Origin of the sequence: Roseovarius salis (genome assembly GCF_044472985.1) — a bacterium.
Classification (GTDB): Bacteria; Pseudomonadota; Alphaproteobacteria; order Rhodobacterales; family Rhodobacteraceae; genus Roseovarius; species Roseovarius salis.
Map to the genome: position 1 here is coordinate 1 of NZ_JBISDG010000032.1, position 24,823 is coordinate 24,823.

A 24,823-nucleotide genomic window follows, 5' to 3' on the forward strand; every position below is an offset into this window, starting at 1 on the left:
GGACCCAGCCGCCCCACCGGGCGCCCCGCCAGCCGGATCGCGTCGGGGGCGCTGCCCAGCTCGCCCGACAGCGCGGCGAGCAGCTCGTCCTGCCCGTTGCCGGCAACCCCGCCGATGCCGAGGATCTCGCCACGGTGAACCGTCAGGTGGATGTTGCGCAGGCTGGTGCCGAAGGCGGCCGGGGAGGTGACCGACAGCCCGGTGATGTCCAGCACCACCTCGCCGCGGGCGCGTTGACTGCGTGCCGGCGCGGCGAAGCTGTTGCCCACCATCTTCTCGGCCATGGTCCGCGCCGACGTCTCGGCCGGGACACAGGTCCCCACGTTGCGGCCCTGCCGCAGGATCGTGGCGGCATCGCAGAGCGCGCGGATCTCCTCGAGCTTGTGGGATATGTAGAGGATCGCCACGCCGCTCGCGGTGAGCTTGCGCAGCGTCCGGAAAAGGATCTCGACCTCCTGCGGGGTCAGCACCGAGGTGGGTTCGTCCATGATCAGCAGGCGCGGGTCCTGCAGCAGGCAGCGCACGATCTCGACCCTCTGGCGTTCCCCCGCCGACAGGTCGCCCACGGTGCGCCCCGGGTCGAGCGGCAGGCCGTAGGTTTCCGACACGTCGCGGATGCGCGCGGCCAGGTCGCGCAGGCGCGGCGGTGTCTCCATCCCCAGCGCCACGTTCTCGGCCACGTTCATGGCATCAAACAGCGAGAAGTGCTGGAACACCATCGCCACGCCGGCGGCGCGCGCCGCCCGCGGCTCTGCCGGGGCGAAAGGCGCGCCGCGCAGGGTCATGCTGCCGGCGTCGGGCCGGACCAGCCCGTAGATCATCTTGACGAGCGTCGACTTGCCGGCCCCGTTCTCGCCCAGCAGCGCGTGAACCTCGCCCTGTCGGACCTCGAACGACACGTCGTCGCAGGCCGTGACGCCGGGGTAGCGCTTGGTCAGCCCGGAAACGGAGAGCAATGTCTGGGTCACGCGTTCCTTCCCTCTTGGTCGCGCCCGGGGCGCGCGCCCCTCAGTAGCCCAGCCCCGCCGCCGACGGCAATGCCCTGCGGCCACGGGCCGGGGATGATGACCGCGGTCGCGGCGCCGCTGCCCGGGAATTCATCCGCCGGGCCGCGTATTCGCGCCTTTCCAGCATCGCGGCCCATGGCATAGACTGCCCCCATGAGCAGTGCCCCCCGATTCATCCATCTGCGCGTTCACACCGAGTACTCCCTGCTGGAAGGCGCCGTGCGGCTCAAGAAGCTGCCGGGGCTGTGCGAGGCTGCGGAGATGCCCGCCGTGGCGGTGACCGACACGAACAACATGTTCGCCGCGCTCGAATTCTCGGTGACGGCCGGCGATGCGGGCATCCAGCCGATCATGGGGTGCCAGCTGGACCTGCAATACGTCACCCCTGCACCGGGCGAACGTCCACGCCCACCCGCGCCCGTGGTGCTGCTGGCACAGGACGAGGCAGGGTACGAAAACCTCATGAAGCTCAATTCATGCCTCTACCTGCGCGGGGACGGGCAGGTGCCGCATGTCACGATTGACGAACTCGCGCGGCATTCGGCGTCGGTCATCTGCCTGACCGGCGGACCGGACGGGCCGGCGGGGCGGCTGTTGCAGGCGGGCCAGCGGCCGGCGGCGGAAACGCTGATGCGCGCGCTGCACGACGCGTTCGGCGACCGTCTTTACGTCGAGCTGCAGCGCCACCCGGGCGAGGCGGGCCAGCCCGAGGCCGAGCGCCTGACGGAGCGGGGGTTCGTCGAGATGGCTTATGCCATGCGCCTGCCGCTCGTGGCGACCAATGACGTCTATTTTCCCGATGCCGGGATGTACGAGGCCCACGACGCCATGCTCTGCGTGGCAGAGGGGGCGTATGTGGACCAGTCCGCACCGCGCCGCCGCCTGACCAGCCAGCACTATTTCAAGTCGCAGAGCGAGATGGCGACGCTTTTCGCCGACCTGCCCGAGGCGGTGGAGAATACCGTCGAGATCGCGCGGCGCTGCGCCTTCGGGGCCTACCGGCGCGACCCGATCCTGCCGCGCTTCGCCGACGACGAGGTTGACGAGCTGCGCCGGCAGGCGCGGGAGGGGCTGGCCGCGCGGTTGGCCGTCATTCCCCATGCCGCGCCGGTGGAGGATTACGAGGCCCGGCTGGAATACGAGCTGGGCATCATCGAGGGGATGGGGTTCCCGGGCTATTTCCTGATCGTGGCGGACTTCATCAAGTGGGCCAAGAGCCGCGATATCCCCGTCGGGCCGGGGCGCGGCTCGGGCGCGGGCAGCCTCGTGGCCTACGCGCTGACCATCACGGACCTCGACCCGCTGCGCTACTCGCTGCTGTTCGAGCGGTTCCTCAACCCAGAGCGCGTCTCGATGCCGGATTTCGACATCGATTTCTGCATGGACCGGCGCGAGGAGGTGATCGAGTACGTGCAGAACGCCTATGGCCGCGACAAGGTGGCGCAGATCATCACCTTCGGCGCGCTTCTGTCCAAGGCTGCCGTGCGCGACATCGGCCGGGTGCTGCAGATGCCCTATGGCCAGGTGGACCGGCTGAGCAAGATGATTCCCGTGGAGGGGGTGAAGCCGGTGTCGATCGAGAAGGCGCTGGAGCAGGAGGACCGCCTGCGCGAGGAGGCGCGCAGCGAGGAGGTTGTCGACAGGCTGCTGAATTACGGCATGAAAGTCGAGGGGCTGTTGCGCAATGCCTCGACCCATGCCGCCGGCGTGGTGATCGGCGACCGCCCGCTCGACGCGCTGGTGCCGCTCTACCAGGACCCGCGGTCGGAAATGCCGGCCACCCAGTTCAACATGAAATGGGTGGAACAGGCGGGGCTGGTGAAATTCGATTTCCTCGGCCTCAAGACGCTGACCGTGATCCAGAACGCCATCGAACAGATCCACGCCTCGGGCCGCGATCTGCATGTCGCCGCCGATGGCAGCACCATCTATCGACCCTTCGAGGGGGCCGAGAACGATATCGGTCAGATCCCGCTCGACGACGCGAAGACCTACGAGCTTTACGCCAAGGCCCGCACGGTGGCGGTATTCCAGGTGGAAAGCTCGGGCATGATGGACGCGCTCAAGCGGATGAAACCCACCTGCATCGAGGACATCGTGGCGCTGGTGGCGCTCTACCGCCCCGGCCCGATGGAGAACATCCCGAAATACTGCGAGGTGAAGAACGGGCTGTCGGAGCGCGAATCGATCCATCCGCTGATCGACCACATCCTCGACGAGACGCAGGGCATCATCGTCTACCAGGAACAGGTGATGCAGATCGCCCAGGAAATGGCGGGATACTCGCTGGGCGGTGCCGACCTGTTGCGGCGGGCGATGGGCAAGAAGATCCAGGAAGCGATGGATGCCGAAAGGCCCAAGTTCATCGAGGGCGCCAAGGCCAACGGGGTGGACGACGCCAAGGCGCTGGAAGTTTGGAACCTGCTCGACAAGTTCGCCAATTACGGCTTCAACAAGTCCCACGCCGCAGCCTACGCGGTGGTCAGTTACCAGACCGCGTGGCTCAAGGCCAACCATCCGGTGGAGTTCATGGCCGGCGTCATGAACTGCGACATCCACCTCACGGACAAGCTGGCCATCTATTTCGAAGAGGTCAAGCACGCCCTCGGCCTGCCCTACGTGCCGCCCTGTGTGAACCGGTCGGACGCCACTTTCGCGGTGCGCGACGGGGCGCTGGTCTACGCGCTTGGGGCGCTGAAGAACGTGGGCGTCGAGGCGATGCGGCTCATCGTGGAGGGGCGCGCGGAAAAGCCCTTCGTCAACCTGTTCGATTTCGCCCGCCGGGTGGACCTGAAGCGGATCGGCAAGCGGCCGCTGGAGATGTTGGCGCGGGCCGGCGCCTTCGACGAGCTGGACCGCAACCGGCGGCGGGTCTTTGACAACATCGAGCGGCTCATGACCTATTCCGCGGCGATCCATGACCAGAAGAATTCCAGCCAGGTCTCTCTTTTCGGCGAGGCCGGCGAGGACCTGCCCGAGCCTCGGCTGTCGCCTGTGGAGGACTGGCTGCCCGCCGAGCGGCTGACCGAGGAGTTCCAGGCCGTGGGGTTCTATCTCTCCGGCCATCCGCTCGACGATTACGCGGCCCCGCTTGCGCGCAAGGAGGTGCGCACCCTGCACGAGGTCGCGGATCTCGCCCGGCGCAAGGGCGCGGCGGTGGTCAAGATCGCCGGTGTCGTCGCGGCGCGGCAGGAGCGGCGTTCGGCCCGCGGCAACCGTTTTGCATTCGTCCAGTTATCGGACACGACCGGCAGCTACGAGGTCACGGTGTTCTCGGACACGCTGGAGGTCCACCGTGACCAGCTGGACCCCGGCGCCATGGTCGTGCTCACCGTCGAGGCCTCGATGGAGGAGGATCAGCTAAAGCTGCTGGCGCGCGGCGCGCAGCCGGCAGACACGGTGGTTGCCGATGCCGGGGCGACGGGGCTGCGGGTCTTCGTCGAGGCGCCGGAGGCGGTATCGTCGGTCGCGTCGGTGTTGCAGGGCGTGGAGGACGCGCGCGGCGGGCGCGGGCCGGTCCGGTTCTGCCTGATGGACCCGGCACTGCCCGGCGAGGTCGAGATCGCCGCCGGGCGCGACTACCCGGTGTCGCCCCAGATCAAGGGCGCGCTCAAGAGCCTGCCGGGCGTGGCCATGGTCGAGGAGATCTGAGCGCCTACCAGTGCGGCGGACGCGCGTCGCCGAAGGCCGCGGTGCCGCCCTCGGCGGTTTCGCGCTCGGCCTCGCGCTGCAACAGCAGGTCGATCCGGCGTTTCAGAACGCCGATCTCCGTTTCCTGCCGTGCCACGATCTCTGACAGCTCGTCCACGGCGCGGCAGAGATGGGCGAGTTTTTCCTCGAGCGCGTTCGTCACCTGCCTGTCTCCTCCAGTCGCGGGGCGGGGCCGACTACGCAGTTAGGCTGTGCCGGGCGGGGCGGTCAAGCGCCCCGTGCTTGCCCCTGACTGCCCCTTGGGCTAGACCGCGCCGCGAACGGCAGCGGCAGGGACCCGTCACATGGCCAAACAGAAAAAGCAGCCCCGCCCAAGGGCGGAAACGCCCAAGGGATTCCGCGACTATTTCGGCGCCGAGGTGACCGAGCGCGCCGAGATGCTGCGCAAGATTGCCGCCGTCTATCACCGCTATGGCTTCGACGCGCTGGAAAGCAGCGCGGTGGAGACGGTCGAGGCGCTGGGCAAGTTCCTGCCCGACGTCGACAGGCCCAATGACGGCGTCTTCGCGTGGCAGGAGACGGGCGAGGACGACAAGGGCGACTGGCTGGCGCTGCGTTACGACCTGACGGCGCCGCTGGCCCGCGTCTACGCACAGCACCGCAACGAGTTGCCCACCCCCTACAGGCGCTATGCCATGGGCCCCGTCTGGCGCAACGAGAAGCCGGGGCCGGGCCGCTACCGCCAGTTCTATCAATGCGACGCGGATACGGTGGGCAGCGCGTCGATGGCCGCCGACGCCGAGATCTGCGCGATGCTGGCCGACACGCTGGAAGAGGTCGGCATCCCGCGCGGCGATTACATCATCCGGGTGAACAACCGGAAGGTGCTGAACGGCGTGCTGGAGGCGATGGGGCTGTCCGACGACGAAGAGCGAAGCGCCGCCGTGATGCGCACCATCGACAAGTTCGACAAGGTCGGCGAGGAGGGTGTGCGCCAGCTGCTGACCACCGGGCGCAGGGACGTCTCCGGCGCGTTCATCGAGGGGGTGGGGCTGAGTGATGATCAGGCCGGTCCGGTTATCGCGTTTCTCACTTCCAAGGCGGAAGAGGCCGGCGACACCCTGACCAACCTGCGGGCCGCCGTGGGCGCATCGGTGTCCGGGCAAGAGGGGGTGGACGAGCTTGAACGGATTGCGACGCTTCTCGCCGCGCAAGGCTACGGCCCCGACCGTATCGTCATCGACCCGTCGGTCGTGCGCGGGCTGGGGTATTACACCGGCCCCGTCTACGAGGCAGAGCTGACCTTTGACATCCTCGACGACAAGGGCCGCAAGCGGCAGTTCGGCTCGGTCGCCGGCGGCGGGCGATACGATGACCTCGTCAAGCGTTTCACCGGGCAGGCCGTGCCGGCCACCGGCATCTCCATCGGCGTCGACCGGCTGCTGGCCGCGCTGCGCGAAAAGGGCCGGATCAGCGGCGCGGCGCAGGGGCCGGTCGTCGTCACCGTGATGGATCGCGACCGCATGGCCGACTACCAGGCGATGGTGGGAGAGCTGCGGCAGGCGGGCATCCGCGCCGAGGTCTATCTCGGCAATCCGAAGAATTTCGGCAACCAGATGAAATACGCCGACAAGCGTGGCGCGCCGCTGGCCGTGATCGAGGGCGCGGACGAGAAGGCGCGCGGCGTCGTCCAGATCAAGGACCTCGTCCTTGGCGCGCAGATTGCCGAGAGCGCCACGCTGGAGGAATGGAAGGAACGCCCCAGCCAGGTCGAGGTGCCGCGCGGGGAACTCGTGGCCCGGGTCCGGGACATGCTGGATGGGCAGGGCTGATGCCGGAGCGGGCGGCGATCCGGGCCGAGGCGATGCGCCTGCGCGCCCGTTTCGAACAGGCGGGCGCGACGCCGGTCGAAACGGCCATCCTGCAGCCGGCCGAGGTGCTGCTGGACCTTTACGGCGAGGATATCCGTGCGCGCGCCTATGTCACCTCGGACGCGCTGCGGGGCGAGCAGATGCTGCGCCCCGACTTTACCGTGCCGGTGGTGCAGATGCACATGGAACACGGGGCCGAGCCGGCGTGCTACACCTATGCCGGAGAGGTGTTCCGGCGCCAGGAGGACGACCCCGACCGCGCCAACGAGTACTACCAGTCCGGTTTCGAGGTGTTCGACCGCACCGACCCTGTGGCGGCGGATGCGCGCGTCTTCGCGCTGTTTCACGAGGTTCTGGCGCCGCTGGGCCTGCGCGCGGCAACCGGCGATATCGGCATCCTCATGGCCGCGGTCGACGGGTTGCGCACCACCGCGCGGCGCAAGGCGGCGCTGCGGCGGCACGTATGGCGGCCAAGACGCTTTCGCGCCCTGATCGACCGGTTCGCGGGCCGCGCGCCGGTGCCCGAAACCCGCGCGGCGCTGCTGGCCGCGGCAGACCCGATGGCCGGGGCGGGGCCCATGATCGGCCTGCGCAGCGAGAACGAGATCCGCGCCCGCATCGAGGTGCTGCGCGAGGATGCCGCCGCGCCCCCGATCGCGGCGCACGAGGTCGAGCTGCTGGAGGCCATCCTCAAGGTGCGCGAGACCTCGCGCAACGCGCTGGAGCATCTGCGCAACATCGCCGTGGACATGCCGGCGATATCCGCCGCCGTGGAGCGGCTGGAGCATCGGCTGGACGCGCTGGAGGCGCGGGGCATCGCCATCGACCAACTGGATTTCGAGGCCAGCTACGGGCGCACCCAGATGGAATATTACGACGGGTTCGTGTTCGGGTTCTACGCCGAACAGCGCCCGGACCTGCCGCCCGTCGCGACGGGCGGACGTTACGACGCGCTGACCCGGCAACTGGGGCGCGGCGCGGAAATCCCGGCCGTGGGCGGTGTGATCCGGCCCGGTCTGGTGCTGGGCCTGCGAGGTGAGCCATGAGCGTCAAGCTGGGCGTGCCGTCCAAGGGGCGGTTGATGGAAAAGACCTTCGAGTGGTTCGGCGCCCGCGGGATCGGGCTTGGCCGCGCCGGTTCCGAGAGAGAGTATGCCGGGTTCGTGGACGGGATCGACAATGTCGAGCTGGTGCTGCTGTCGGCAGGGGAAATCCCGCGCGAACTGGCTGCCGGGCGCATCCACCTGGGCGTGACGGGCACCGATCTCGTGCGCGAGAAGCTGGGGCAGTGGGAACAGCGGGTGGAGGAAATGGCCCGGCTGGGATTCGGCCACGCCGACCTCGTGCTCGCGGTGCCAACGGCATGGGTGGACGTCAACACCCTTGACGATCTCGACGCCGCGGCGGCCGCGTTTCGCGCCGCGCACGGGTTCCGCCTGCGCATTGCGACCAAGTATCACCGCCTCGTCCGCGATTTCCTGCGGGAAAACGGTGTTGCCGACTATCAACTCGTCGACAGTCAGGGTGCGACGGAAGGCACCGTCAAGAACGAGACGGCCGAGGCCATCGCCGATATCACGTCGACCGGCGACACGCTCAGGGCCAACCATCTCAAGACGCTGGCCGACGGCCTGATGCTGCGCAGCGAGGCCACGCTCTACCGCGCGCGCCGCGCCGACCTGGGCGATGCCGACCGCGCGACGCTGAAAACGCTGATCGCCCGGCTCGGGGCAGACTGATCGCCGGTGTCCCGCGGGGCGCCGCGGGACACCCGCCGGATCAGAAGCGGATCATGGTCCGGAACATGTAGCTCATGGCTTCGACATCGACCGGCGTGCCGTTGAAGTTGTCGAAGTCATGATACAGCACCTCGGCACCGAAGGAGAGGCGCCTGTTGATGCGCCAGTCATAGCCCGCGCCGATGAAATAACCGCTGTCGTCACCCAGTGTATCGGTCTCGGCATGCGCGTAGCCGCCCGTGGCGTAGACAAGGCTGTCGCTGCCCACCTCGACACCGCCGCGCATCTTGGCGCGGAAAACGTTCTCGACGGCAAGGCCCGGCGTGAGCTGTGCATCGGCCCAGTCGTAATCCAGTGCGCCGCCGACGACATACCGCCCGAGGTCATAGTCGTAGCCGGCGGTGAATCCGGCACCCACGGTCCGGTCATCGACGGTCGGCACGTTCGTGTCGATGTCCAGCGCGCCCACCTGCGAGCCGACATAGAAGCCGGTCCAGTCGGGCTCGGGGGCTGTCGGTGCCGGCTGCTGCGGGGTCGGCGGCGGATCGTAGCTTCCGGCAAGGGCGGGTCCGGTAATGCACAGGCATGCTGTGGCAAGCATGTGGATGGCGCGTTTCATTCATTCATCCTTTTGTACGTAGGGCGACAGGGCATTTACCGGCGCCCGGTCCATTCGCTCGATCTCACGATCTGCACCGTTTGTCTCTCGTGGCGCGGCATCGCTGCGCGGTGTCGTCTGGTCGCGTCGATCCGGGGAAAGGGATGCACGAACGATCCAGCCCCGCATCATCGGTGCACGAAACTAGCCCAGAATTCACGCGGTTGATACCCGTTCGGCGGTTAATTGCCCATAGGATGCCCGCCCTTTGTCTGCGGGGGAACAGGTGGGCCCGGGCGCACAAGGCGTCCGGGCCGGGTGACCGGGCGATCAGAAACGGAAGGTCGCCCTGACCTGCGCCGTCGTCGCGTCGACGTCGGCCGCGGTGCCGGCAAAGGAATCGACCTCGTGATAGAGCACCTCGCCGCCGACCGACACGCGGTCGGTGACCATGTGCTCGTACCCGGCCCCGATGAAATAGCCATCGTCGTCGCCAAGCGTGCTTGCGTCGATATTGGTGTAACCGCCCGTGGCGTAGGCCAGGCCGTTGCCGATCTTGTAGCCTCCCCGCAGCTTGGCGCGGAACACATTCTCGACATCCACCGCCGGGGCGATGTTCACGTCGGTCCAGTCGTAATCGAGCCCGGCGCCGACGACCCAGTTGCCAAGGTCATAGTCGTAGCCGAAAGTAAGGCCGCCGATGGCGCCGTCGCCGCTCACGCCGGGCAGGTTGCTGTCGACGTCGGCAAAGCCGAGCTGGCCACCGCCATATAGCCCGGTCCAGTCCGGACCGGTGGAAACCTGCTGCACCGGTTGCTCGACGACCGGTTGCTCGGCAGGGGCTTCCATGCTGCCAGCCAGCGCCGGGCCGGCCACCAGTGCCGGTGTGGCTGCAAGTAGGGTAAGCGTGCGTTTCATGATCATGTTTTCCTTTTCTGGCAAGCTCTGCCTTCGTTTTCCGTGTGTCGGCCACGTGCACGGCACATCCCGCGCCCACGCGGCCGCGTTTCTGGACGTGTTCATTCCCGCGTGACTGACAAGGGCGGGCGCCCCGGCCTCGACATATCGTGATCGGGGCCGGGGCACGGAACATGCTCAAACGGCGGAAAGCCGCTCTTCAGCGCTCAGAGCACGCCGATTTCCGCCAGCGCGGCGGACATCTCGGCCGGGAGCGCATCGTCGTCACGGCGCGAACGGGGCAAGTCCGCGGGCGCGTCCGCCGGATCGAGGTAGCGCCACCCCTGAAACGGTTTGCGCCGCGCGGCGGTCGTGCGCACGATCTCGGGGTCCAGCACGAAAGCGCACCGGCGCACGCCGTCCTGCCCCGTCACCTCGTCGAAGCGCAGGACGCGCTGGCGGCACTGGACGAAGCCCGAGACGACCCAGTAGATCGACCCCCCGTCGAGCACTTCGCCGGCGCGGCGCGGCCACATGCGGGTCACGTGCCGCGGCAGGCCGTCGGCCGACCGCGCGCGCTGTCCGTCCTGCCAGTCCACAAGACTTTCGACCGAGTCGGAGCCGACGCTGAGCTTTATGAGGTGCAGTTTTGCCAAATCGTGGAATCGCCCGCCTTCCAGCATATATCGTAGAGGGGTATGAACCCGGATCAAGAGGTGGTATCGTTATCTGCTCACCGCCTTGGCAAACGCAACAGTACCGGACCGCGCGCACATGACCCGTTTCGCCGCCCCCATCGCCGAGTCCATCTGGGACATGAAATACCGCTTCAAGGCGACGGACGGCACGCCTTTCGACCGCTCCGTCGAGGACAGCTGGCGGCGCGTGGCACGGTCGCTCTCGGCGCCGGAGGCCGAGCCGGAGGTGTGGGAGGACCGGTTCTACCATGCGCTCGAGGATTTCCGCTTCCTGCCCGCGGGCCGTATCCTCGCCGGGGCGGGCACGGCGCGGCAGGTGACGCTTTTCAACTGTTTCGTCATGGGAACGATCCCCGACAATCTGGACGGTATCTTCAACGCCCTGCGCGAGGCCGCGCTTACCATGCAGCAGGGCGGCGGGATCGGTTACGATTTCAGCACCCTGCGGCCCAAGGGGGCCGAGGTGAAAGGCGTGGGCGCCGATGCCAGCGGGCCGCTGAGCTTCATGGATGTATGGGATGCCATGTGCCGCACCATCATGTCGGCCGGCAGCCGCCGGGGCGCGATGATGGCGACCATGCGCTGCGACCATCCCGACATCGAGGACTTCGTCGCCGTAAAGGCCGATCCGTCCCGCCTGCGCATGTTCAACCTGTCGGTGCTGGTCACGGATGCGTTCATGGAGGCGGTCAAGACCGACGGCCCTTGGGAGCTCACCCATGCCGGCAAGGTCTACCACACGATCCGGGCGCGGGACCTGTGGAACCGGATCATGCAGGCGACCTATGATTTCGCCGAGCCGGGGGTGATCTTCATCGACCGTATCAATGCGATGAACAACCTCGCCTATTGCGAGACGATCTCGGCAACCAATCCCTGCGGCGAGCAGCCCTTGCCGCCCTACGGCGCGTGCTTGCTGGGCTCGGTCAACCTCGCGCGGCTGGTTCGCGCGCCGTTCGAGAACGACGCCCGCATGGACGAGGACGAGCTCGACACGCTGGTGGCCACCGCGGTGCGGATGATGGACAACGTGGTGGACGTGTCCAACTTTCCGCTGGAGGAACAGGCGCGCGAGGCACAGGCCAAGCGGCGGATCGGGCTGGGTGTGACCGGGCTGGCCGACACGCTGCTTATGATGGGGCTGCGCTACGGCTCGCGCGAGGCCGCGCAGCAGACCGAACGCTGGATGAAACGGATCGCGCGGGCTGCTTACCTGGCTTCGGTCGAACTGGCCCGGGAAAAGGGGCCTTTCCCGCTCTTCGACGCGGACGCCTTTCTCGCAAGCGGCACGATGCAGCTGATGGACGCGGATGTGCGGCAGGCCGTGGCCCGCCACGGTATCCGCAACGCGCTGCTGACCTCGATCGCGCCCACCGGCACGATCAGCCTCTATGCCGGCAACGTTTCGTCGGGGATAGAGCCGGTTTTTGCCTATTCCTACAACCGCAAGGTGCTGCAGCGGGACGGCTCGCGCACCGAGGAAGAAGTCGTCGATTATGCCGTGAGCGTCTGGCGCGAGAAGTTCGGCGATGCCGAGCTGCCCGACCATTTCGTCAACGCCCAGACGCTTTCGCCGGAGGATCACGTGGCGATGCAGGCGGCGGCGCAGAAATGGGTGGATTCCAGCATCTCCAAGACGATCAACGTGCCCGAGGATATCTCCTTCGAGGCGTTCAAGGACGTCTACATGCAGGCCTTTGAGTCCGGCTGCAAGGGTTGCACGACGTACCGCCCGAACGATGTGACGGGCAGCGTGCTGAGTGTGAGCGATGCCGACGACAAGGTGCCGGGCGAAAGCCCGGCAGAGGATGGCGGCCTGCCGCGTGACGGTGGCGACGTTGTCTACATGTCCGAACCGCTCGACCGCCCGGCGGAGCTGGAGGGCGCGACCTACAAGCTCAAATGGCCCGACAGCAACCACGCCATCTACGTCACCGTGAACGACATCGTCCTGAATGGCCGCCGCCGCCCCTTCGAAGTGTTCATCAACTCCAAGAACATGGAGCATTTCGCCTGGACCGTCGCGCTCACGCGGATGATCTCGGCCGTGTTCCGGCGGGGGGGCGATGTCTCTTTCGTGGTGGAAGAGCTGAAGGCGGTGTTCGACCCGCGCGGCGGGGCGTGGATGAACGGCAAGTACGTCCCCTCCATCCTCGCGGCCATCGGCGGTGTGCTGGAACGGCACATGATCGCGATCGGGTTCCTCGAGGGCGAGGGGCTGGGCCTAAAGGGCGATCCCACCGCGCAGGTCGTCAACCTGGAAGCGCCCCGGGGGCCCGCATGCCCCGCCTGCGGACAGTACGACATGCGCATGATCGAAGGCTGCATGACCTGCGCCAGCTGCGGTCATTCCAAGTGCGGTTGACAGCCGCGCCCTGAAAATTCTCGCGTGATCGGTGGGGCGGCGGCGCCGTAGGGTGGAGAAATCTACACAAGACTCGACATAACTAGAATAATGGGTATGATTGCACCATGAGCCTTTCCAGCCCTCACGCACGCGCGCTGGCCGCGCTAGGCCACGATGCCCGCCTGTCCATCTTTCGCCTGCTGGTGAAGGCGGGGGCGGAGGGGCTGCGCGTGGGCGACATCGGCGCGCATCTCGGGATGCCCGCGTCGACACTGGCGCATCACTTGTCCGCCCTCGTCGAGGCCGGGCTCGTGGTGCAGGAAAAGCGGGGGCGCGAGGTATTCAACAGGGTCGATTACGCGGCGATGCATCGGGTGCTTTCTTTTCTGACATCCGAATGCTGTGCCGGCGTCAGCCTCGTGAGCGCGGAAACAGCCGGGTGACACGCCGGCCTTCACCGGCCGGAATCACGGCAAAAGGAACCAAAATACCGGGAGTTTGGACATGACGGAGACCAACCTTGCCCCGACCGGCCCCGCGGCGCTGGCCCGGACGCTTTGGCGCGACCATCGTGTCTGGCTGGCCTCGGCATTCTTGGTGGCGGCGGTGGCGGGCCTCGACGCGGGCCAGGCACGCGCCTCGGTTTCGTTCACGGTCACGTCGCTGCTCCAGACGGCGCCCTACCTGGTGCTGTCGATCCTCGTGGCGGCCTGGGCCATGGCAACGGGCGCCGACAACCTGATCGCGCGCGCGTTCACCGGCGCACCCGCCGTGATGATCGGGCTTGCCGCGCTCGCGGGGGGCGTGTCGCCCTTCTGTTCCTGTGGTGTGATCCCGCTCATCGCCGCGTTGCTGGCGATGGGCGTGCCGCTGTCGGCAGTGATGGCGTTCTGGCTGGCTTCGCCGGTCATGGACCCGTCGATGTTCGTGCTGACCACCGGTGTACTGGGACTGGAATTCGCCGTGGCCAAGACGCTGGCCGCGGTGGGTCTGGGCGTGTTCGGCGGATGGGCCGTGCATCTGGTGGGCCGCGCGGGCGGGCTGGCCGACCCGTTGCGTCCGGGGATTGGCAACGGGGGCTGCGGCGGCGGCAAGGTCCGTGACCCCAAGCCGGTGGCCTGGCGGTTCTGGCGGGATCCCGAGCGGCGCGCGAAGTTCGGCCGCGAGGCGCTGAGCGTGACGCTCTTCCTGCTCAAGTGGCTGACGCTGGCCTTCCTGCTGGAGAGCCTGATGCTGGCCTTTGTCCCGGCCGAGAGCGTGACATCGCTGCTGGGGGGCGGGGGGCTGGCCCCGATCGCGCTGGGCACGCTCGTCGGCGTGCCGGCCTATCTCAACGGTTATGCCGCCCTGCCGCTGGTGGGCGGGCTGGTCGGGCAGGGCATGGCGCCCGGGGCGGGGCTGGCCTTTCTCGTGGCCGGTGGCGTGACCTCGCTGCCCGCGGCCATTGCCGTCTGGGCGCTGGTCAGGCCGCGGGTGTTCCTGCTTTACCTCGCGCTGTCGTTGTCGGGCGCTTTCTCTGCCGGGCTGCTGTTCCAGTTGTGGGGGCTGCTATAGCCCCAAGGCGACGGCAGGGATGCCTGCCGCGCGGGCATGCGGTGTTCCCGACCGGGCCGACAGCGGGGGGCTTGGTGAAAACCTCGTTCCGACCGCTTTCCAAGCGCCCGGATAGCGGTCTATCCTGCGCAGGGCCGGGGCCCGGCACGGACCCGGCCGCCCTCCCGTCAGCGACCGCAAAGGATGACAGCCCGTGTTCGAAGTGATCACCATCAGCTTCGCCTTCTTCTTCGGCCTTGCCGTGCGGCAGGTCGGCCTGCCGCCGCTGGTCGGCTTCCTCGCGGCGGGATTTGCCATCAATCTTACCGGTCCGGCGCTGGGGCTGCCCGAATACAGCGGCAAAACGCTGGAACACGTGGCGCATCTGGGTGTGCTGATGCTGCTCTTTACCGTCGGACTCAAGCTCAAGCTCAACCAGATCGCGCAACCGCAGGTCGTGGGCGGCGCGCTGCTGCACTTCGCGTTGTCGGTGGCGCTGTTCCTGCCGGGGTTGAAATACCTGCTGGGGCTGGACTGGAACACCGCGCTGCTGCTGGCGATCGCCCTGTCCTTCTCTTCCACCGTTCTCGCGGCCAAGCTGCTGGAGACCAAGCGCGAACTTGGCGCGTTTCACGGGCGCACCACCATCGGCATCCTGATCGTGCAGGATATCATCGCATTGGTGGTTCTGGCGGTGTGGTCCGGCCAGACGCCCACCATCTGGGCGCTGCTCGTGCTGGGGCTGCCGTTGTTGCGGCCCGTGCTCTACTGGCTGCTCGATTTTGCCGGGCACGACGAGCTGCTGGTGTTGATCGGCATGCTGCTGTCGCTCGTTATCGGCGGCATGGGGTTCCAGGCGGTCGGCCTGTCATCCGAGATCGGCGCGCTGGCGATCGGGGTGCTTCTGTCCAACCATCCCCGCGCGAAGGAGCTGAGCCGCTCGCTCTGGTCACTCAAGGAGGTCTTTCTTGTCGGTTTCTTCCTCCAGATCGGGCTGACCGGTCTGCCGGATTTCGGCGATCTGGCCTTTGCCGCGTCTGTCGCCCTGGTGCTGGTGCTCAAGGGGGGGCTGTTCTTCGCCTTGCTGATCGCGTTCAAGCTGCGGGCGCGCAGCGCCTCGCTCAGCGCGCTGAGCCTGACCGCCTATTCCGAGTTCGGGTTGATCGTCGCAGCCGGGGTGTTGCCGGAATTCCTCGTGCCGCTGGCGCTGGCGGTGGCTCTCTCCTTTGTCATCTCGGCGCCGCTGAACCGGTACGCGCATCCGCTCTACGAGCGGTTCGCGCCATGGCTGCGCCGGTTCGAGCGTGACACCCTGCATCCCGACGAGCAGCCAAAGGACATGGGCGACGCGGACGTGCTCGTTCTCGGCATGGGCCGCACGGGCAGCGCCGCCTATGCCCAACTGGAGGCGCAGGGGCTCAAGCCGCTGGGGCTGGACGCCGACCCCTACAAGGCCGAGGCCCACCGGCAAGCGGGCCGCAACGTCGTGTTTGCCGATGCCGAGGACAGCAATTTCTGGAACAATTGCCGGCTGGGCCGCGTCAGGGCGGCGGTGCTGGCGATGGACGACCTCGAGGCCAAGCTGACCGCGGCGCGCGCGCTCCGTCGACTGGGCTTCGAGGGGCCGATCGTGGCGCATGCGCTGCACGAGTCGCACAAGGAATGGATTGCCGAGGCGGGCGCGGACCATACCCACCTGACCATGACGCAGGCCGGCGTGAGCCTGGCCGACCAGACCACAAAGGTAATGCAGGCCGGCTGAGCCGGCCGGTTTGAAGTCGCGCCCGCGTCATGTTCCGGGTCCCGCCGAGGGGCAGGCCGAACACATCGTACGGGATAACGATTGACGCGCGGCCGATTTGGCGTGCGCGACGCCGGTTGCCGGGTCTGTTGCCGGCATCCGGAAACGTGGTGCAGATCGAGGGCCCGCGCGGGTACTCTGTTAACCTGGGTCACTCGTCTTGGCCGTCTCGGACATTGTCACCCGGCAGAAGCGAAAATAAGGCGGCATGCAGGCGATTAGGTGCAGGCCCGCATAATTTTCACGCGACAGGCAGGCGCGGTCGGCAGCCAGACAGGCAAACGGGGCGCCACGCATGGCGCCCCGTGACCCGTCAGGCGGAGTGTCCGCTCATTCCTTGATGAGTTCGGGGTTCTCCGCCAGGACCTTGGCCTCGCGCACTTTCAGCGTCGGGCGCACCGGTTCGGAATAGGCGTTGACGTTTTCCCGCAGCGCCGGGAACAGGTGCAGGATTTCCTCGCGGGTGTCCCGGGCGAAGCTGCCCAGCCCGATATGGCCCGGGTGGAAGCTCTCGGAGGGGATGCCCTCGGAATACACCAGCTCGTGCTGGTCGAACATGATGTGGAAATACTCCACGCTGCCGCCTTCGAGCTGGAACACCGTCTCGTCGTTGATCAGCGCCTTGGCCGGCACCAGTGCCTCCTGCTTGCCGAACATCAGCTCGACATGCCAGCCCCGGACCAGCATCCGGTGCTGTGGCGACACGCGCAGGTCGCGCTCGTTGCCCATGGCGCCGCGGCGGAACACGACCGGCGCGACCTTGCCTTCGGCCTTCACGGTGGTCGAGCCGATCCAGCGCACCTGCTGGAAGCCGTGATCCATGGTGATGACCTCGTCCCCCACCGCGAGTTCCTCGACCGGGATCGCTCCGCGCCGCGTGGCGATCAGGGTGCCGCGCACGAAGCAGGGAACATTGGTGTTGTCCGTGGTCAGGTTCTCGCCGGTAACGGCGTTGCCGTCGCCATCCTCGAGCGTGAGGTCGACATCGCCGATCTCGTCGGAGTAGTCGTTGCCGTCGATCACGCCGTCGATCCGGCCATCGGCAGCGTCGGCGCGCAGCATTTCGAGGGCGGAGTCGTATTCGCCGCCGGCCGAGTTCACCGCGTCCAGCGTGGAGGCGTTGTAGAACTGGCTGAGATCGACGAAGTCGTTGTTGCTCTGGTCGCCGTCATTGATCGAGCCGCTATTGCCGACGTTGAAGTCGGTGATGGTGTCGGCGCCGTCGCCGCCCGCCTCCTCGAAGATGTCGTCGCCGTCGCCGCCCGACATCTCGTCGTCGCCATGGCCGCCGATGATGTCGTCATTGCCAGCCCCGCCCTCGATGGTGTCCTGGTCGATACCGCCGTCGAGCGTGTCGTCGCCGGTCCCGCCGCGGATCAGGTCGGAATCGTCCTCGCCGTAGATCACGTCGTTGCCGGCGCCGCCGTCGAGGGTGTCGTCGCCATTGTCGGGCTCCGGGTCGGGGCCGTAGGCGGCGCCGTCGCCATCGTCGGTGATGTTGAGCTGGTCCGGAACACCCGGCCCAAGCCCCCCGTAGATGGTGTCGTTCCCGTCGCCGCCATGGACGAGGTCGCTGCCTTCGCCCGTGGTGATCAGGTCGTCGCCTGCCCCGCCGTCAACGATGTCGTCATCGACGCCGGAGTCGATCGTGTCGTCCCCCGCGCCCGAATGGATCGTGTCGGCATCGTCGCCCGTGGTGATGTCGTCGTTGCCGTCGCCGGTGGTGACGCTGTCGCGGTCGTCATCGGGGTCGGGGTCGGCGGGCACCTCGGGGAACGGGCCGTAGGCGGGAAAGCCGCGGTCGGGCAGGGAAGGCCCATCGGACGAGGTGTCGATGACATTGTTGCCTTCCATGTCGGTGACTTCGTCGCTGCCGTCGCCGCCATGGATGGTGTCGTCGCCCCCGGCGCCGTCGATCGTGTCGTCGCCGCCATTGCCCTCGATCACGTCGGCGTCGTTGGTGATGCGGTCGCCGCCGCCGTCCGTCGGCGCGTTGGAATCGTCATAGCCCAGCTCCATGAGCTCGCCGGACTCCTCGCCATCCACCACGCCGTCGGGCTGTCGTCCGCCCTCTTGTCCTTCCTCGTAGATGGCCACGTAGTCCATCTTGCCGTTGAAGTAGCCGTCGTACTTGCCGTCGTCGTATTCACGGGCGCCGAAGGTGAAGTTCTCGTCGTCGTTGTCGCCGATATCCATCGTCAGCCCGGTCGTGTCGTCGGAAAGCGTTTCGGTCTCGCCGGTGGTATGGTTGGTCACTTCCAGCTGCACGCCGTTCTCGGCGTCCCAGCTGTACTTCACCGTCACGTCGTCGCCCTCGTTGACGAAATCGTCGGATGTCTTGACGGTCGCCTCGTTGCCGTCGGCGTTGTGCAGGACCTCGATGGCCCCCTCGTCGGTGACCGAGATCCTCAGATGGCCCTCTTCGTCCTTGTCGGCTGCCTCGCCGCGGTTGACGAGCGTCTGGCCGGGGTTGCCGGGGGGCGGGCCGCTGTTGAGCGATGACAGGTCCGAGCCGCTGTCCCCGCCCATGGTAAAGCGCAGCTCGATCGTCCCCTTGTCGAGATCGAACGGGTCATCCTGCCCGGCGACTTCGAAATAGTCGCCGTTGCCGTCGAAGACGGCGCTGTCGTTGGAGGCAAAGGAATCGCCCTCGAACCTGCCATCCTGCGCGACGCCGTCGTCGAGCCCGGTGTCCTTGTTGGTCTGGCCCTCAGAGAAGTCCCACAGGCCCACGAGGCCATTGACGGGGGTTGGATCGAAAGTCGACATGACATGTTCCTCGTTCGTTGCACGCGACGCGGCCGATGGCCCGTGTCGGTCGGATTGCGATGGCAAAATCGATAGCCCAGGGATCGCGTGCTGGCAAACGCGCTATTCCGTATGTTGAAACGATACGTCAGTTATGCCGGTTTCTGGAAACATTCCCGGCGCGATGTCGGAAATTGCCTCCACAGTTTCGACACAATCGCGCTGCCGGAGCCGGGCGCCCCCCCGCGTGAACAGGCGCAGGGCGACCGCGTGCTCCGAATCGCTGCGAAGCCGGATGCAGAATGTCCCGAGCTCCGCGTTCCAGAGGAACCCCTGGTACTGGGCGAGCCGGTAACGGTCGAGGAACTCGGGCTCCACCCGCGGGCCCGCGCCGCGTTCGCGCAGGACGCGCGCGGTGATCCGCGTCACGTCAACCGGATCGAAATGCGACAGCAGGACCGAGACGAGATCGCTCTCGAAATAGTCCGGCTCCGTCTCCGGCCCCGGGGCGGTGGTCTCCACGATGCGCACATCGCCCGTCATCGGCAGCACGGCGATATCGCATTGCAGCCTGCGGTGCTTCAGCGCCGCGTCCACCGCCCGCGAAATCTCGTCGATTCCCGGCGGGCTGAAGAACGCTCCCTCGAACCGGTCGCGAAGTCCGGCGGTGACGATGACATGCATCTTGCCCAGCTGATAGCGGATGAAGCCCTGCGCGATCAGCGCATGGATGGCCCGGTGCACGGCGGTGCGGCTCAGCCCGCTCAGCTCGGTCAGCCGCGCGGGGGAAACGGGGCCGTGGTCGAGCACCAGCCCAAGCACCAGCAGCGCCCGCGCGGCCGCGCCGGAGGCGGGGCCATTCCCGGCTGGCCCGCTCATGACCGCCCCCGCCTCATGGCTGCGTGGCCGCGGCAGGCGCCAGCCCCGCCGCCCGCACGTCGCCATAGGTTCGCTCGGCAAAGGGGCGCGCCGCGATCTGGGACTTGAGCGCGGCGAGAAACCGGCTCTCGGCGCGTGTCAGCCTGCTGGTGGGATTCGTCACCACGAAGATGTCGATCGCCGGCGGATCGTCGTAGGGCGGCAGGCGCCAGAGCGTGCCCTGCTCGATATCCTGGCGCATGACATGGATCGGCAGCGGCCCGATGCCCAGCCCACAGGCGATCAGCCGGCGCACCTCCTCGAGGTGGGTGGACCGGCCGACGATGTTGTGGTCGAGTCCGTGGTCGCGCCGGAATACCGCCACCGGGCGCAGCGCGTCGTCCACGCTGTCGGTCTCGAAGGACACGCCCGCGCAGCCGCGCAGATCGCTGATGTCGAGATCCCCCCGCCCGTAGAGCGGGTGCGACGGGCCGCAGAAGAACCCGAAATATTCCCGGTATATCATCTCGTAATCCAGCCGCGCGATCCGCCGGCTGACCAGGCAGATGCCAAGCGGCGCGGATTTTTCAAGCACGCGCTGCTGAACGGCCCGGCTGGTGTCCACCGTGATTTCAAAGGTGACCTCGGGGTAGGTGCGGTGGAACTCGGCAAGCGTCTGGTCGAGGATGGGGGTGACGACATGGCTCGCCACCGGCAACTCGACATGGCCCGTCAGCTCCTTGGTGGCGTCCTGCGCCAGGTCCCCCAGCCGCGACACCGCGCCGTAGATCTCGCTGCACTCGCGATAGAGCGCGCGGCCCGCGGCGGTCAGGCGAAATGCGCCGCCTCCCCGCTCGATCAGGCGGCTGCCGATCTGCGCCTCCAGCCGCCCGAGCGCGGCCGACACCGTGGGCTGGCGCCGCAGCAGCCGCGTGGCGGCGGCGGTGATCCCGCCTTCCTCGACGATCACCACGAAGGTGCGCAGCAGGTTCCAGTCGAGGTTGGTGACGAACTTGTCCGAGGCGCCCAAGTTACCCCCATTGATAAGGTCTATGAACAGAATAGGCATTATCAATTTGAGGGATTTCCTCGCGCGCTGCAATAGTCGCGCACGGGCCGCGGCCGGATACCGGCGGCAAATCCTTGGTGCGTCGCGCCGGGCACGCCGGGACAGCGGGAGGACGTTATGGACGGACAGGACAAGAGCCACCTTTTCTACCAGTCCCGCCAGCGGCGGCCGCGACTCAAGCGCGCCGAGGGGGTGTATATTTGGGATGTCGAGGGCAAGCGCTACCTCGACGGCTCGTCCGGCGCGATGGTGTGCAATATCGGCCACTCCAACCCGCGCGTGCTCGACGCGATGCGCAGGCAGATGGACATTGCCACCTTCGGCTACCGGCTCCATTTCGAGACCGAACCGGGCGAGGCGCTGGCCGCAAGGGTTGCGGCGCTCGCCCCGGAAGGGCTGGAGCGGGTGTTTTTCGTCTCCGGCGGATCCGAGGCGGTGGAGAGCGGGGTCAAGCTGGCCCGCCAGTACAAGGTCGCCGCCGGCGAGGGGCAGCGCTACAAGGTGATCTCGCGCTATCCCTCCTATCACGGCTGCACGCTGGGCGCGCTGGCGCTCACCGGCTACGCGCCGATGACCGAGGCCTTCGACCCCATGATGCAGCGCATGCCCAAGATCCCCGCGCCGCGCGCCTATCTCGACGGGCTGGACCCCGACGACCCTGCGACGGGGCGCCACTACGCCGACATGCTGGAGGAACGGATCCTGCAGGAAGGGCCCGACACGGTGCTGGCCTTCATCGTCGAGCCGGTGGGCGGCGCCTCAACCGGGGCGCTGATGCCGCCCGCGGGCTACATGACCCGCATCCGCGAGATCTGCGATACCCACGGCATCCTGCTCATCCATGACGAGGTGATCTCGGGCGGCGGGCGCACGGGCACGTTCTTTGCCGCCGACAATTGGGGCGTCGTCCCGGATATCGCGGTGCTGTCCAAGGGGTTCGGCGCGGGCTACATGCCGCTCGGCGCCGTGGTCGCGCATGAGCGGGTGGTCGAGGCCGTCCTCGCCGCCGGCGGGTTTCCCCATGGATTCACCTACGCCGGCAACCCGCTTGCCTGCGCCGCCGGTCTCGCCGTTCTCGACGAGATCGAGCGCCAGGGCATGATGGACAACGCCGTCACGGTGGGCACGCGTCTTGGCGCCCGGCTGCGCGCGCTCATGAACCGCTACCCCTTCATCGGGGATGTGCGCGGAACCGGCATGCTGCAGGCCTTCGAGCTGGTCTCCGACCGGGCCACCATGGCGCCGCTGCCGAGCGAGATGAACGCCCACGAATCGCTGGTGGAGGCGGCATATGACGAGGGGCTCATCATCTATTCCCGCCGGACGCGGGGGGGCTATTCGGGCGACCATTTCCTCGTCGCACCGCCGATGATCACCACCGACGCGCAGGTGGACGAGATCATCGAGAAACTCACCCGCGCCCTCGACCGGTTCGCGCAAGATACGGGGCTCTAGAATGGGCGCCCGGTCCCTGTCCCTGCAGTCCCGCGCGTCTTCTTCTTCTTGGCCGAAATACCCCGGGGGAGTCGCCGCTTGCGGCGACGGGGGCAGCGCCCCCGCTTCGCGGAGGATTTGACCAGCCATGTCGCCGATCATCATCACCTGCGCCGTTACCGGCTCCATCCATACCCCGAGCCTGTCGCCACACCTGCCCTTTGCCCCGCGCGATATCGAGGACCAGGCGGTCGCGGCGGCGCAGGCCGGTGCGGCGATCCTGCATCTTCACGCCCGCGACCCCCGCACCGGCCGTCCCTCCGCGCGGGCGGAGGACTACATGGCCTTCCTGCCCGGTATCGGCGCGCGCAGCGACGCGGTGGTCAACATCACCACCGGCGGCAGCGCGGTCATGTCGCTCGAGGAACGCCTTCAGGGTGCGATGCGCGCCTGTCCCGAGATGTGTTCGCTCAACATGGGCAGCATGAACTTCGCGCTCTACCCGCTCGCCGCGCGCGAGCGCGCGTGGCGCTTCGAGTGGGAAAAGCCGTTTCTTGAATCCACCGACGACCTCGTTTTCAAGAATACCCCGCGCGACATTGCCCACATCCTGCACGCGATGGGGCGCGAGCGCGGCGCGCGGTTCGAGTTCGAGTGTTACGACATGGGCCACCTCGCGATGTTGCGCCATTTCGTCGAACGGGGGCTGGTCGAGACACCGATCTTCATCCAGTTCGTTTTCGGCGTTCTGGGCGGGATGGCGGCCGAACCGGAGAACCTGCACCACATGAAGCGCCTCGCCGACAGCTATTTCGGTGACGACTACATGTTCTCGGCGCTGGCGGCGGGCCGGGCGCAGATGCCCATGGCCGCGCTCGCGGCGGAACTGGGCGGGCATGTCCGGGTGGGGCTGGAGGACAACCTCTATATCGACAAGGGGGTGCTGGCCCCCTCGAACGCCGCGCAGGTCGAGAAGGTGCGCGCGCTCGTGGAGGCGCGGGGCCGCACGGTGGCCGCTCCCGACGAGGCGCGCGCCATGCTGGGGCTCAAGGGGGCGGCGCATGTCGCGTTCTGAGGTGGTGATCCGGGCGGCCGGGCCCGGGGACATGGGCCGGCTGGCGGACGCGCTGCACGCCTTGTCGCGGGACATCGGCGACACCCATAGTGCGACCGGCGACGCGCTTGCCGCCGCCTGCACGGGCGCGGTTCCGGCGTGTCACGGCCTGCTGGCCGAAGGGGAGGGCGGGCTGGCCGGGGCGGCGCTGGTCTCGCCGGTGTTCTCGACCACGCAGGGCGCGGCGGGCGCCTACGTGTCGGACCTGTGGGTGGCGGCGCCGTGGCGCGGTACCGGGCTGGGCCGGCGGATCCTGGGCGCGGCGGCGGATCTCGGGCGCGAGCGCTGGCAGGCGCGGTTTCTCAAGCTCACGGTCTATGCCGATAACGCGGCGGCCCGGGCCTTCTACGATCGCTTGGGCTTCGCGGTTGCAGAGCGCGACCGGTCGTGTCTTCTGTCCCCCGCCGGGTTCGACCGGCTTCTGGAGGAGGTGGCATGAAAGCATTTCTCGACGACCGCCAGCGGGCGCATGATCCAAGGCATTTCATGGCCAATGGCGCGCAGCTGCCGAACCCCGAGGTGCCGCGCCGCGTGGACATCCTCAAGGCCGGGGCCGAGGCGGCCGGCTGCAGCTTCGAAGCGCCGCGGGATGCCGGCACGGGGCCGATCGCCGCCGTCCATACGGCCGAGTACGTGACCTTCCTGCGGACCATACACACCCGCTGGCGCCGGATCGAGGGCGCCTCCGACGAGGTGATCCCCAACATTCACCCCGCCAACCGCACCGACGGCTATCCGAAATCCGCCGTGGGGCAGGCGGGCTATCATCAGGCCGATACCGCCTGCCCGATCTCGGCCGAGACGTGGGATGCCGCCTACTGGTCGGCCCAGACCGCCGTCAGCGGCGCCGATTGCGTGGCGACTGGCACACGCGCGGCCTACGCGCTCTGCCGACCGCCGGGGCATCACGCCTTCGCCGATCTCGCGGGGGGATTCTGCTTTCTCAACAATGCCGGCATCGCGGCGCAGCGGCTGCTGGCCCACGGGCTGCGGCCGGCCATCCTCGATATCGACGTGCATCACGGCAACGGCACGCAGGGCATGTTCTATGCCCGCGGCGACGTTCTGACCGTGTCGATCCATGCCGACCCGGCGCGCTTCTATCCCTTTTTCTGGGGCCACGCGCAGGAGCGCGGATCAGGTCCGGGGCTTGGCGCCAACCTCAACCTGCCGCTGGCGCGCGGCACGGGAGACGCGGATTACCTGGCCACGCTCGACCGGGCGCTGGCGCGTATCGCCGATTTCGGGGCGGACGTGATCGTGGTGGCGCTGGGGCTGGATGCGCATGTCGATGACCCGTTCCAGGGCCTTGCGGTGACGACCGGGGGATTCACGCGCATCGGGCAGGCCATCGCCGCCAGCGGGCTGCCCTGCCTGTGCGTGCAGGAGGGGGGCTATGTCTCCGACGCGCTCGGCGGCAATCTGACGGCGTTCCTCGACGGCGTGCAGGGGGGCTGAG

The 24,823-nt window shown here is 67.7% G+C and carries 20 protein-coding genes; 12 read left to right on the plus strand and 8 right to left on the minus strand.

The window, feature by feature from the left end; all coding sequences use genetic code 11:
- On the minus strand, nt 1-968 hold a 968-nt coding region (locus ACH13J_RS13270; protein WP_397543820.1), incomplete at its 3' end, for an ATP-binding cassette domain-containing protein.
- 192 nt (nt 969-1,160) lie between these two features.
- Here ACH13J_RS13270 and dnaE point away from each other — a divergent pair.
- Complete coding sequence (dnaE, locus tag ACH13J_RS13275; protein WP_397543821.1) at nt 1,161-4,658, plus strand: DNA polymerase III subunit alpha; 3,498 nt, start codon at nt 1,161-1,163, stop codon at nt 4,656-4,658.
- Nucleotides 4,659-4,662: 4 nt separating this feature from the next.
- On the opposite strand, the gene ACH13J_RS13280 is transcribed toward dnaE, so the two are convergent.
- Nucleotides 4,663-4,860 carry a SlyX family protein gene (locus ACH13J_RS13280; protein WP_397543822.1) on the minus strand — a complete coding sequence of 66 codons (198 nt, stop codon included), beginning with the start codon at nt 4,858-4,860 and terminating at the stop codon, nt 4,663-4,665.
- Between the two features lie 142 nt (nt 4,861-5,002).
- On the opposite strand from ACH13J_RS13280, the gene hisS reads away from it, so the two are divergent.
- From hisS to hisG, 3 genes are read left to right on the plus strand one after another with little or no spacing between them, the layout of a single operon-like run.
- The gene (gene hisS, locus ACH13J_RS13285; protein WP_397543823.1) at nt 5,003-6,490 is read left to right on the plus strand and encodes a histidine--tRNA ligase; all 1,488 of its coding nucleotides are present in this window, start codon (nt 5,003-5,005) and stop codon (nt 6,488-6,490) included.
- Complete coding sequence (locus tag ACH13J_RS13290) at nt 6,490-7,575, plus strand: ATP phosphoribosyltransferase regulatory subunit (protein ID WP_397543824.1); 1,086 nt, start codon at nt 6,490-6,492, stop codon at nt 7,573-7,575. The genes hisS and ACH13J_RS13290 overlap by 1 nt, the downstream gene beginning before the upstream one ends.
- Complete coding sequence (gene hisG / locus ACH13J_RS13295) at nt 7,572-8,267, plus strand: ATP phosphoribosyltransferase (protein ID WP_397543825.1); 696 nt, start codon at nt 7,572-7,574, stop codon at nt 8,265-8,267. The genes ACH13J_RS13290 and hisG overlap by 4 nt, the downstream gene beginning before the upstream one ends.
- A 40-nt stretch (nt 8,268-8,307) precedes the next feature.
- Here the strand turns inward: hisG and ACH13J_RS13300 are convergent, their stop codons facing one another.
- The 3 genes from ACH13J_RS13300 to ACH13J_RS13310 form a co-directional block, all read right to left on the minus strand.
- Nucleotides 8,308-8,886, minus strand: coding sequence for an outer membrane beta-barrel protein (locus tag ACH13J_RS13300; RefSeq protein ID WP_397543826.1), 579 nt, complete (start codon nt 8,884-8,886; stop codon nt 8,308-8,310).
- Nucleotides 8,887-9,195: 309 nt separating this feature from the next.
- On the minus strand, nt 9,196-9,783 hold the full coding sequence (locus tag ACH13J_RS13305; RefSeq protein WP_397543827.1) for an outer membrane beta-barrel protein: 588 nt from the start codon (nt 9,781-9,783) through the stop codon (nt 9,196-9,198).
- A gap of 206 nt (nt 9,784-9,989) precedes the next feature.
- On the minus strand, nt 9,990-10,418 hold the full coding sequence (locus ACH13J_RS13310; protein ID WP_397543828.1) for a DUF1489 family protein: 429 nt from the start codon (nt 10,416-10,418) through the stop codon (nt 9,990-9,992).
- 118 nt (nt 10,419-10,536) lie between these two features.
- Between ACH13J_RS13310 and ACH13J_RS13315 the strand changes: the two genes are divergently transcribed.
- From ACH13J_RS13315 to ACH13J_RS13330, 4 genes are all read left to right on the plus strand, one after another.
- The gene (locus ACH13J_RS13315) at nt 10,537-12,825 is read left to right on the plus strand and encodes an adenosylcobalamin-dependent ribonucleoside-diphosphate reductase (protein ID WP_397543829.1); all 2,289 of its coding nucleotides are present in this window, start codon (nt 10,537-10,539) and stop codon (nt 12,823-12,825) included.
- 107 nt (nt 12,826-12,932) lie between these two features.
- Entirely contained in the window at nt 12,933-13,250 is a 318-nt protein-coding gene (locus tag ACH13J_RS13320; protein WP_397543830.1) for a metalloregulator ArsR/SmtB family transcription factor, read from the plus strand.
- A gap of 61 nt (nt 13,251-13,311) precedes the next feature.
- A complete protein-coding gene (locus ACH13J_RS13325; RefSeq protein ID WP_397543831.1) occupies nt 13,312-14,361 on the plus strand; it encodes a permease in 1,050 nt (349 codons plus the stop codon).
- 193 nt (nt 14,362-14,554) lie between these two features.
- Nucleotides 14,555-16,102: a cation:proton antiporter domain-containing protein gene (locus ACH13J_RS13330; protein ID WP_397543832.1), complete on the plus strand. Its 1,548-nt coding sequence runs from the start codon at nt 14,555-14,557 to the stop codon at nt 16,100-16,102.
- A gap of 369 nt (nt 16,103-16,471) precedes the next feature.
- Here ACH13J_RS13330 and ACH13J_RS13335 read toward each other — a convergent pair whose 3' ends face one another.
- The 3 genes from ACH13J_RS13335 to ACH13J_RS13345 all read right to left on the minus strand — a co-directional run bounded on the left by ACH13J_RS13335 (nt 16,472) and on the right by ACH13J_RS13345 (nt 20,777).
- Complete coding sequence (locus ACH13J_RS13335; RefSeq protein ID WP_397543833.1) at nt 16,472-18,910, minus strand: Hint domain-containing protein; 2,439 nt, start codon at nt 18,908-18,910, stop codon at nt 16,472-16,474.
- Nucleotides 18,911-19,012: 102 nt separating this feature from the next.
- Complete coding sequence (locus ACH13J_RS13340; RefSeq protein ID WP_397543834.1) at nt 19,013-19,768, minus strand: MarR family transcriptional regulator; 756 nt, start codon at nt 19,766-19,768, stop codon at nt 19,013-19,015.
- A gap of 13 nt (nt 19,769-19,781) precedes the next feature.
- Entirely contained in the window at nt 19,782-20,777 is a 996-nt protein-coding gene (locus ACH13J_RS13345) for a LysR substrate-binding domain-containing protein (RefSeq protein ID WP_397543835.1), read from the minus strand.
- 156 nt (nt 20,778-20,933) lie between these two features.
- Between ACH13J_RS13345 and ACH13J_RS13350 the strand changes: the two genes are divergently transcribed.
- From ACH13J_RS13350 to ACH13J_RS13365, 4 genes are all read left to right on the plus strand, one after another.
- The gene (locus tag ACH13J_RS13350) at nt 20,934-22,271 is read left to right on the plus strand and encodes an aminotransferase class III-fold pyridoxal phosphate-dependent enzyme (RefSeq protein WP_397543836.1); all 1,338 of its coding nucleotides are present in this window, start codon (nt 20,934-20,936) and stop codon (nt 22,269-22,271) included.
- A 127-nt stretch (nt 22,272-22,398) separates the two neighbouring features.
- A complete protein-coding gene (locus tag ACH13J_RS13355; RefSeq protein WP_397543837.1) occupies nt 22,399-23,325 on the plus strand; it encodes a 3-keto-5-aminohexanoate cleavage protein in 927 nt (308 codons plus the stop codon).
- A complete protein-coding gene (locus ACH13J_RS13360) occupies nt 23,312-23,803 on the plus strand; it encodes a GNAT family N-acetyltransferase (protein WP_397543838.1) in 492 nt (163 codons plus the stop codon). Before ACH13J_RS13355 ends, ACH13J_RS13360 begins: the two co-directional genes overlap by 14 nt.
- Complete coding sequence (locus tag ACH13J_RS13365) at nt 23,800-24,822, plus strand: histone deacetylase family protein (protein WP_397543839.1); 1,023 nt, start codon at nt 23,800-23,802, stop codon at nt 24,820-24,822. The genes ACH13J_RS13360 and ACH13J_RS13365 overlap by 4 nt, the downstream gene beginning before the upstream one ends.
- Nucleotide 24,823 lies beyond the last annotated feature (1 nt).

Coding starts and splice junctions, on each gene's coding strand:
- dnaE (WP_397543821.1), top strand. CDS start 1,161: ATGAGCAGTGCCCCCCGATTCATCCATCTGCGCGTTCACACCGAGTAC.
- hisS (WP_397543823.1), top strand. CDS start 5,003: ATGGCCAAACAGAAAAAGCAGCCCCGCCCAAGGGCGGAAACGCCCAAG.
- ACH13J_RS13290 (WP_397543824.1), top strand. CDS start 6,490: ATGCCGGAGCGGGCGGCGATCCGGGCCGAGGCGATGCGCCTGCGCGCC.
- hisG (WP_397543825.1), top strand. CDS start 7,572: ATGAGCGTCAAGCTGGGCGTGCCGTCCAAGGGGCGGTTGATGGAAAAG.
- ACH13J_RS13300 (WP_397543826.1), bottom strand. CDS start 8,886: ATGAAACGCGCCATCCACATGCTTGCCACAGCATGCCTGTGCATTACC.
- ACH13J_RS13305 (WP_397543827.1), bottom strand. CDS start 9,783: ATGAAACGCACGCTTACCCTACTTGCAGCCACACCGGCACTGGTGGCC.
- ACH13J_RS13315 (WP_397543829.1), top strand. CDS start 10,537: ATGACCCGTTTCGCCGCCCCCATCGCCGAGTCCATCTGGGACATGAAA.
- ACH13J_RS13320 (WP_397543830.1), top strand. CDS start 12,933: ATGAGCCTTTCCAGCCCTCACGCACGCGCGCTGGCCGCGCTAGGCCAC.
- ACH13J_RS13325 (WP_397543831.1), top strand. CDS start 13,312: ATGACGGAGACCAACCTTGCCCCGACCGGCCCCGCGGCGCTGGCCCGG.
- ACH13J_RS13335 (WP_397543833.1), bottom strand. CDS start 18,910: ATGTCGACTTTCGATCCAACCCCCGTCAATGGCCTCGTGGGCCTGTGG.
- ACH13J_RS13340 (WP_397543834.1), bottom strand. CDS start 19,768: ATGAGCGGGCCAGCCGGGAATGGCCCCGCCTCCGGCGCGGCCGCGCGG.
- ACH13J_RS13350 (WP_397543836.1), top strand. CDS start 20,934: ATGGACGGACAGGACAAGAGCCACCTTTTCTACCAGTCCCGCCAGCGG.
- ACH13J_RS13355 (WP_397543837.1), top strand. CDS start 22,399: ATGTCGCCGATCATCATCACCTGCGCCGTTACCGGCTCCATCCATACC.
- ACH13J_RS13360 (WP_397543838.1), top strand. CDS start 23,312: ATGTCGCGTTCTGAGGTGGTGATCCGGGCGGCCGGGCCCGGGGACATG.
- ACH13J_RS13365 (WP_397543839.1), top strand. CDS start 23,800: ATGAAAGCATTTCTCGACGACCGCCAGCGGGCGCATGATCCAAGGCAT.